Origin of the sequence: Bradyrhizobium sp. NAS80.1 (assembly GCF_001908205.1) — a bacterium.
Lineage (GTDB): Bacteria > Pseudomonadota > Alphaproteobacteria > Rhizobiales > Xanthobacteraceae > Bradyrhizobium.
The window spans coordinates 1-7,083 of record NZ_LGHL01000143.1 but is presented as its reverse complement, the minus strand read 5'-3'; the positions used below and the strand labels follow the sequence as shown (position 1 = coordinate 7,083).

The following is a 7,083-nucleotide window of genomic DNA, read 5'->3' as shown; positions in this document are numbered from 1 at the left end:
CCACGATCCGCCTCTTCAACGAAGCGCCTCATCGATTCCCCCAAAGAATCACAGGAGAATCATAACAGCAGCTCAGTGTTTTCACACAGCCAGGGTCATTCGCGACCGGGGCGACCTGGTAGCACGTCCGACCGAGTCCGATATGCAGCCGAAAGCGGAAGTAGTCAGGCTGCACGCTAATGAGTCCGCGCCCTCGCGCGCAGCGGCCCAATTGACTTGTCTATATTCGTCGCTGATTGTCAGATATTGCTGACTTTAGGGAGAAGCTTGTTGCGAGGTGACAACCAGAGTTCTCAACAGGCTACCCAAGTTTGGAGGGATGATGCCGCACACCAGCTGTCAAAGGCCAGCGGAATGAGCTGGCTGTTGAGCGCGCTGACTAGTTCGTTATGGGCTTGACGAGGGGATGGCAACCTGTCGGGCCTCAAGAGGTCGCGTTCGTACTCACTTTACGTGGACCGAATGACGAACCCACAATCTACAACTCCACCGCACAGCTGCTTGGGACGTTTTAGAAAGCGCCGTGATCAATCAGGAGATCGAAATCGAGAACGAAAACTAGCCGCCGACCGCTGGCGCGCCGACAGCGGGCGCGACCACTAAGAAAGTAATATTAGGTTGTGCGTCCGACGACACGCGCAAACTCCTGTTTTATTAAAGAGGTTTGCATGAAAAAGCTCGCCATCTACCTTGACGGAACGTTCAACACGCTCAACAACAACACGAACGTGTGGCGGCTGAAGAGTTTGACATCGGAAACGGTCGATCAGCGCGTCTGTTACAGCCAGGGCGTCGGAACGAGGCGTGGCGAGGTAGCCCGCGGCGGCGTCACCCGCTACGGTATCGACGATGAGATCATCGAGGCCTATGCTTGGTTGATTCAGAATTTCGACGACGGAGATGAGATCTTCATTTTCGGCTTCAGCCGCGGCGCGTATATGGCTAGGAGCCTGTCGGGCCTCGTCAGCAAATGCGGGGTCCTGAAGCTCGGCGCGCCGCTCTCGATCGAGCAACTCTACGCGCGGTATCGGCTCTACGTCGCGCCGACTATCAGGTCGTTGCTCGGAAAGCCGCTGCCGTCGGATGCCTCCCTCGAGGAGAGATGGCTGACGAAGTATTCGCGGCCGACCAAGATCAAGTTCGTCGGCGTCTGGGACACCGTTGGTTCGATGGGCATCCCGCGCGGTAGCACCGAGGCCAAGGTCCACAAGTACCGCTTCCTTGACACGCACCTGCGCCTCGACAACGAGTACGCGTTCCATGCGCTCGCCCTCGACGAGCACCGCGAGGATTTCGAGGCGACGTTCTGGACACGGACCGTGAAGACGGGGGAGGCGGGCGCTCCCGACCGCCCGATCGCAAACGTCGAACAGCGCTGGTTTGTCGGCTGCCACGCGAACGTCGGCGGCGGCTACGCAAGCGATCCGCTGTCGCAGCGGCCGCTGGTATGGCTGATGGACAAGGCCGGCGCGCTGGGACTGGCCTACAGGGACACGGTCGATATCGACATGTCGCAGATCGCGCCGCCCATCAACGACTCCTACGCGGAGTTCGGAAAGGGATTCTATCGCCTCTTCTCGAGGCCACTTTATCGTTCCGTGGGTGCCGCACCGGAGAAGGGAACTGCGGCGACGACGTCGCGCATCAATGAGACAATAGACGGCTCGGTGTTCGATCGCTGGCGCGCGGATGCGTCCTATCGTCCGGAGAATTTGGTTGCGTGGGCAAGGGCGAAGCAGGTCGACCCTGCCACGCTCGTGGGTGCCGTCTGGGCTATCGACCCCACGCTGGGTGTGCGGTGACGATCTCGTCGTTCTCCAAGTTGCCTAGTCTTGGATCCGTCCGCGCAGGAAGGAAGGTATTCGCTCCAGGATCGGAACCTGCAATCAGACCGTTGTTGAGCGGTCATCGAGCTACAGGTGTTCGCTCCCTCTTGTGAAAAAGAGGGAAGTAAGCGGCTTTGCGTCGCTAGGAGTCAGAGTCTGCGAATCGGAGTCCGCTGCGTTGCGAACCGATATATAGAAGATGCTGCTGAATGTGGGCCCGGCAGGACTCGAACCTGCAGCCAGACCGTTATGAGCGACGGGATATCGATCAGCTTCGTTGATTTTGCTGCGTTTTCGCTTAAGTTCGTTCGTGTTCGTCGCGCTCCGTTCAGGCCGTTTCTGGTGCGAAACTGGTGCACCGCAAGCAAGAGCGACAGCTCAAAAAGCTGCCGTGCTGGGGCTCCCCACAACCAGGAAGTGACGCGCTTTCAGGGTCCGAATGTCGGGTTGGCGGCGCTATGACCGACACAACTCGTCGAGCAGCGCCTTGGCGTCTTTCAGAACCGGCGTGTCGAACCCTTCGGTGAACCAATTGTAGACTGGAGCGAGAAGATCGCGGGCTTCATCGTGCTTGCCCTGGTGCAGCCACAGGCGCGCGAGGGAGGTAGCGGCGCGCAGCTGGTATGTCCTGGCATTCTGCTTTTGGGCGACCGCGAGGGCATGCTCAAAACAGAGCTCCGCTTCGGCCGGCTCCGTCTGCCGATACGCAAGCAGCCACTCTCCTTTCAGACGATGCAGTTCTGCCTCGACGAAGCATTCGTGCCTTCTTTCGGCAACGTCCAGCGCCCTGGTCAACAGGTCCATCGCCTCGTCGGGCTGATCCGCATGTTCGCAGCATGTGGCGAGCAGGCTGAGCCTCCAGGTCTCGCCGATCAAAGCGCCCGTTGCTTTCACATCTTCATGGCCTTTGCGGGCGAGCGCGAGCCCTTTCGCTGCCTCCCCGCGCATCACAAGCAGGTGACCGCGCAATACTGTGCAATTTGCCAACCAATATGGAAATCCCTGCTGCGTGGCAATCGCGGCCGCCTCCTCCAGCACATCGCATGCAGCCTTCTCATCGCAGCGCAAAAGATGCAGGGCAGTCGCATGCCACAGCGCATAAGCCAGGCTGTGCGAGTGGCGCAAAGTTCGACCCCAGAGTACCGCCTGCTCGGCCTGCGACAGTGCCTGGTCCTGGCGGCCAACCTTGAAGAGATTGCAGGCCAGGTAGCTGAGCGCAGCTACCTTGCCGTCAACAGAGCGTTGAGGGCGCCGGTGCGTCTCGGAAGGATAGATGGCAAGCACACGCTCAAAATGATGGCTGGACGAGGCAAATTCTCCCAGAAAATGCAGGGAGAGACCCGTGGAAAGATGACCAAGCAGCATTCCACCCGAGTCATCCTGTTTCTGGGAGAGGCGTAACAAATTCTCGGCACACTCCCGCGCTGCAATGTACTCGCCTCGCGTGAAGTGAAAGGCGCCTTGTCCGCTGAGCACGGATATGAGCGTGGCGGTGTCGCCAAGCTGGGTGCACAGTTCGTGAGCGCGCGCATACGCTCGGCCGGTTTCCGGCGCGGCAAAGCCCTTGGAGGTCTCCAGAGCTACACCGAGGGCCACCCGGAGTGGAAGTTCTTGCCGCCCGCGTTCGGGGTCGTTGGGCAGGGTTGCTAAGAGCTCCAACCCCTTCTGCAACTGCACAACCGCTTCGGCTGTAGCCCCGCGTGCAAGCGCTTGTTGACCCGCCTTGAGCCAATAGCCGACCGCCTTCTCGATCAAGTTCGCCTCGGCGCAATGCTGTGCAAGGACCTGCGGCTGAGCGGCCACGATTTCCGGGAATTGGCTCTCCAGCGTTACGGCAATCCGACCGTGAATCTGCTGACGCCGGTTGCGCAACAAGGTGCCGTGGGCGGTATCCTGTACCAGGGCATGTTTGAAGGTGTACTCAGCATCGGGCACGGACCCTCGCCGGAAGATCAGTCCGGCGCTCACCAGCTGCGCCAAGGCATCATCGAGTTGCTTCTGCGGCGTCTGTGCGACTGCGCTGATCAATTCGTGAGAGAACGAACGACCAAGCGCCGCTCCGATCTGTGCGACTTTGCGCGCTGCAGGAAGACGATCAAGTCGTGCGAGAAGGGAGGCTTGCAGCGTCGTCGGGATTGCGAGTGGCTCCACGGGTCCCTTCACGGCATAGCGATCGTCAGCCTCGACCAGGATGCCGCTCTCAACCACGCTCTTGGTCAGCTCTTCGATGAACAGCGGCACGCCGTCGGTGCGATCGATGATCTGGTCCACGATCTCCTTGGGCAACGCCTTGCCGCCGGTCACGCCCGTAATCATGTCGGCACGTTGTGCGGGCGGCAGGCGATTGAGCGTGACCAAAGTCACGTGCGGGCGGCCGACCCACGGGGGCGCGAACTCGGGCCGAAACGTGATGACCAACAGAAGCGGCAGGGTGGGCACGCGGTCTACGATCAGGTGCAGTAGTTCCAGCGATGTGGGGTCAACCCAGTGGACATCCTCGAACACCACCAGCACGGGTTCGTGCGCCGCCAGCCCTTCGAGTTGCGCCAATAGCGCCCGAAGCGTCTTCTCCTTGCGCTTCTGCGGGGTGAGGTCAATGGGCGGATAACGGTGGCCGGTCGGCACAGACAGCAGATTCGCGATTAGCGGGGCAGCCTCGGTGGTGTCGTCGGTCGCGCGGGCAAGCATCGCCATAAGCTTATCCAGTCGTTGCACATCCGTGTCCTCACGCCGGAATCCGGCCGCCCATTGGAGCTGGCTGATGATCGGATAAAGCGCGCTGTCCTGCTTGTGGGGCGAGCAGAAATATCGCAGTCGCGTGCGCGACTCCGCCTGAAGTCGCACCTGTAGCTCGACCGTCAGCCGCGACTTGCCGATCCCGGGCTCGCCTGACAGCAGCACCACGCGACCGTCCCCGTTCGCCGCCTGCCGCCAGCGGCGCAGTAGCAGGTCTAGCTCTTCGTCACGACCGATCAACGGCGTGGTGGGCGCGCGCAGTGCTTCGAAACGACTGTCGACATCGCTTGACCCCAGCACCCGCCAAGCCGGAACCGGCTCGGGGAAGCCATTAAGTGCGACCTGCCCCAGGTCGTCGCAGTCGAACAGGTTGCCGACGAGATGGCGGGTGCTCGCTGCTACTACAATAGTATTCGGCTCGGCGATCCTTTCCAGGCCGCCCGCAAGTTGCGGAGCTTCCCCGATAATCCCCTGCTGATCTGCGCCATTGCCGAGGAGATCGCCGACCACAACCGGGCCGGTGGCGATGCCGACGCGCAACTGAAGAGGACCGGTGCTGCCGCAATTGAGGTTTGAGACCGCACCGACCAAGGTAAGACCGGCACGAACCGCGCGTTCGATGTCGTGCTCGTGCGCCTGCGGATGGCCAAAATAAGCCAGTATCTCGGTCCCCGAGAGCTTCCCCACCGCGCCGCCAGACTGCGAGATGATTGGCATGCAGCAGCGCTGGTATGCGGCGAACAGTGCTCGAAGCTCCTCCGGGTCAAGTTTGGCCGCGAGGGCACTTATGCCGACAAGGTCGCAAACAAGGACGGTGACCTGCCGGCGCTCAGGAGAGTGGGGTGTCAACGGCGCTTCAGTTTCGTCGACCTCACCGAGAGATTTCACCGGGGCATTGCCGCTCGAGGTCGTGCCCTGGTTTTGATTCCACTCACGGAGAATCTTGTGGCGCAATGCTTTAGTCGTCGCGTCCGGTTCGATCCCCAACTCCTTGGCGAGGAGATCGGAGCAGCTACGGTATTGGCGAAGGGCCGCTCCGTGCCGGCCCTGTCGGCAATAAAGCTCCATCAGAGTGCGATGGACGCGCTCCTGCAAGGGGTCGGCCGCCAGCAGCCGGGCTGCCGTGCAAATGCCGGGTTCGACCGCGCCCGCGGACAAATGATGGTCCAGCAGCCTGGTCATGGCTTGCAGCGCCGTTTCGCGGAATCGCTCACGTTCGGCCGTTACCCAGCTCTCGAATTCGGGTGCGCGGACCTGGAAGCCATCGAGAAAGTCGCCAGCATAGAGTGCGAGCGCCCGCTCCAGATTTTCGGCTCCCGGCTGCGCAACCAGATCCCCGAAGAGGATGGCATCGGTGGTCAACGCGGTCGGCTCAAGGCTGATTGTGTCCTCGTGAGCAATCAAAACGGCTCCGTCGACATGCGACAGCGCCTTGCGCAAAATGCACAGTGCCTGTCGGAGGCTGTCGCGCGCCTGCGCTTCGCTGTGGCCGCCCCACAATAGCGCCGCTAGCTTCGGGCGCGCCTGAGCTTGGCCCGGGTGCAGCGCCAGATAAGCCAGCAGCGCCCCGGCCTTCTTGGTCGACAATGGGACTGGCTCTCCGGGATCCGTCTGGAGCCGGAAACCACCGAGGAGTGCGAGATTGGCCTTCGCCATGTCGATCGCCCTCGGGCTCGAGGACGCAGAAAAGGCGCCCCAGGCCGACGATTTTGCGAATTTATCACGCTCCGAACCACAGGTCGATTGCGACGGGACGTTACCTTGTTCGGAAGGGGTTGCCTGTGAAGGGGCTCACATCGGGAGCCGGCGAATTGAGTAGAGTCATTTTGGAAGTCGTGGTGCGAGTGTCTCGATTTTTCGCAAGGAGATTGCCATGAAGAAAATCTTTCCAATGGCCGCGATCGCGGCGGTGACGGTCGTCGGCTCCAGTGCAGTGGCTGCAGAGCTTCCAGGCTTTGAATTGATGGGCTTTCCGATCACACGGCATCAGGTTGCGGTCATAGGCGCGCAAGGCGTTCAGGAGCAGTCAGCGACTCCAACGCTGACGTTCGGCGGCATGCCCGCGTCGCCGCATCAGATCGCCGTCCTGACACCACGCCCCGTGATGGCGGCAAAAGCCGTGGCGGTGAAGTCCACCACTGTTGGTCTGGCGGCTCAATAGATTGGGGGGCTGGGGGGCTGACAGCATTGGTGCGCATTTGCTCGGCTGCGACCGCGGCCGATCCTCAGGACCGCACGCGCAGCAAAGCCAGTACGGCGATGCGCGTGCCGGCCGAGTTCGGAAATCCGGCGACATGCTTCATGCATGCGCAGGCCTATCTGGCGGGGAGCTCGATCGGACGGGAACTCGATGCCAGTGGGCGGGTCAGGATCGTCTGCGTTCGCAGGGAAACAATCACTGCCCCCGTGCAGTCTCGATGACCGTAACGCATCGGGGTACACCAAAGTGATTTTGACCGCCGGGCCGGTAGCGCTGCCAGGCGGGCGCGCAGCGATATTAGTGGCCAGACCCCACCGATCG

Annotated in this window: 3 protein-coding genes; 2 read left to right on the top strand and 1 reads right to left on the bottom strand. The window is 61.4% G+C overall.

What is annotated here, in order from left to right; all coding sequences use genetic code 11:
* The first annotated feature begins 668 nt into the window (after positions 1-668).
* Positions 669-1,802: a phospholipase effector Tle1 domain-containing protein gene (locus AC629_RS30075; protein ID WP_084808473.1), complete on the top strand. Its 1,134-nt coding sequence runs from the start codon at positions 669-671 to the stop codon at positions 1,800-1,802.
* A 480-nt stretch (positions 1,803-2,282) separates the two neighbouring features.
* Here AC629_RS30075 and AC629_RS30070 read toward each other — a convergent pair whose 3' ends face one another.
* A complete protein-coding gene (locus AC629_RS30070) occupies positions 2,283-6,218 on the bottom strand; it encodes an AfsR/SARP family transcriptional regulator (protein WP_084808472.1) in 3,936 nt (1,311 codons plus the stop codon).
* A 217-nt stretch (positions 6,219-6,435) separates the two neighbouring features.
* Here AC629_RS30070 and AC629_RS30065 point away from each other — a divergent pair, with 217 nt between their 5' ends.
* Positions 6,436-6,723: a hypothetical protein gene (locus AC629_RS30065; RefSeq protein WP_084808471.1), complete on the top strand. Its 288-nt coding sequence runs from the start codon at positions 6,436-6,438 to the stop codon at positions 6,721-6,723.
* Positions 6,724-7,083 lie beyond the last annotated feature (360 nt).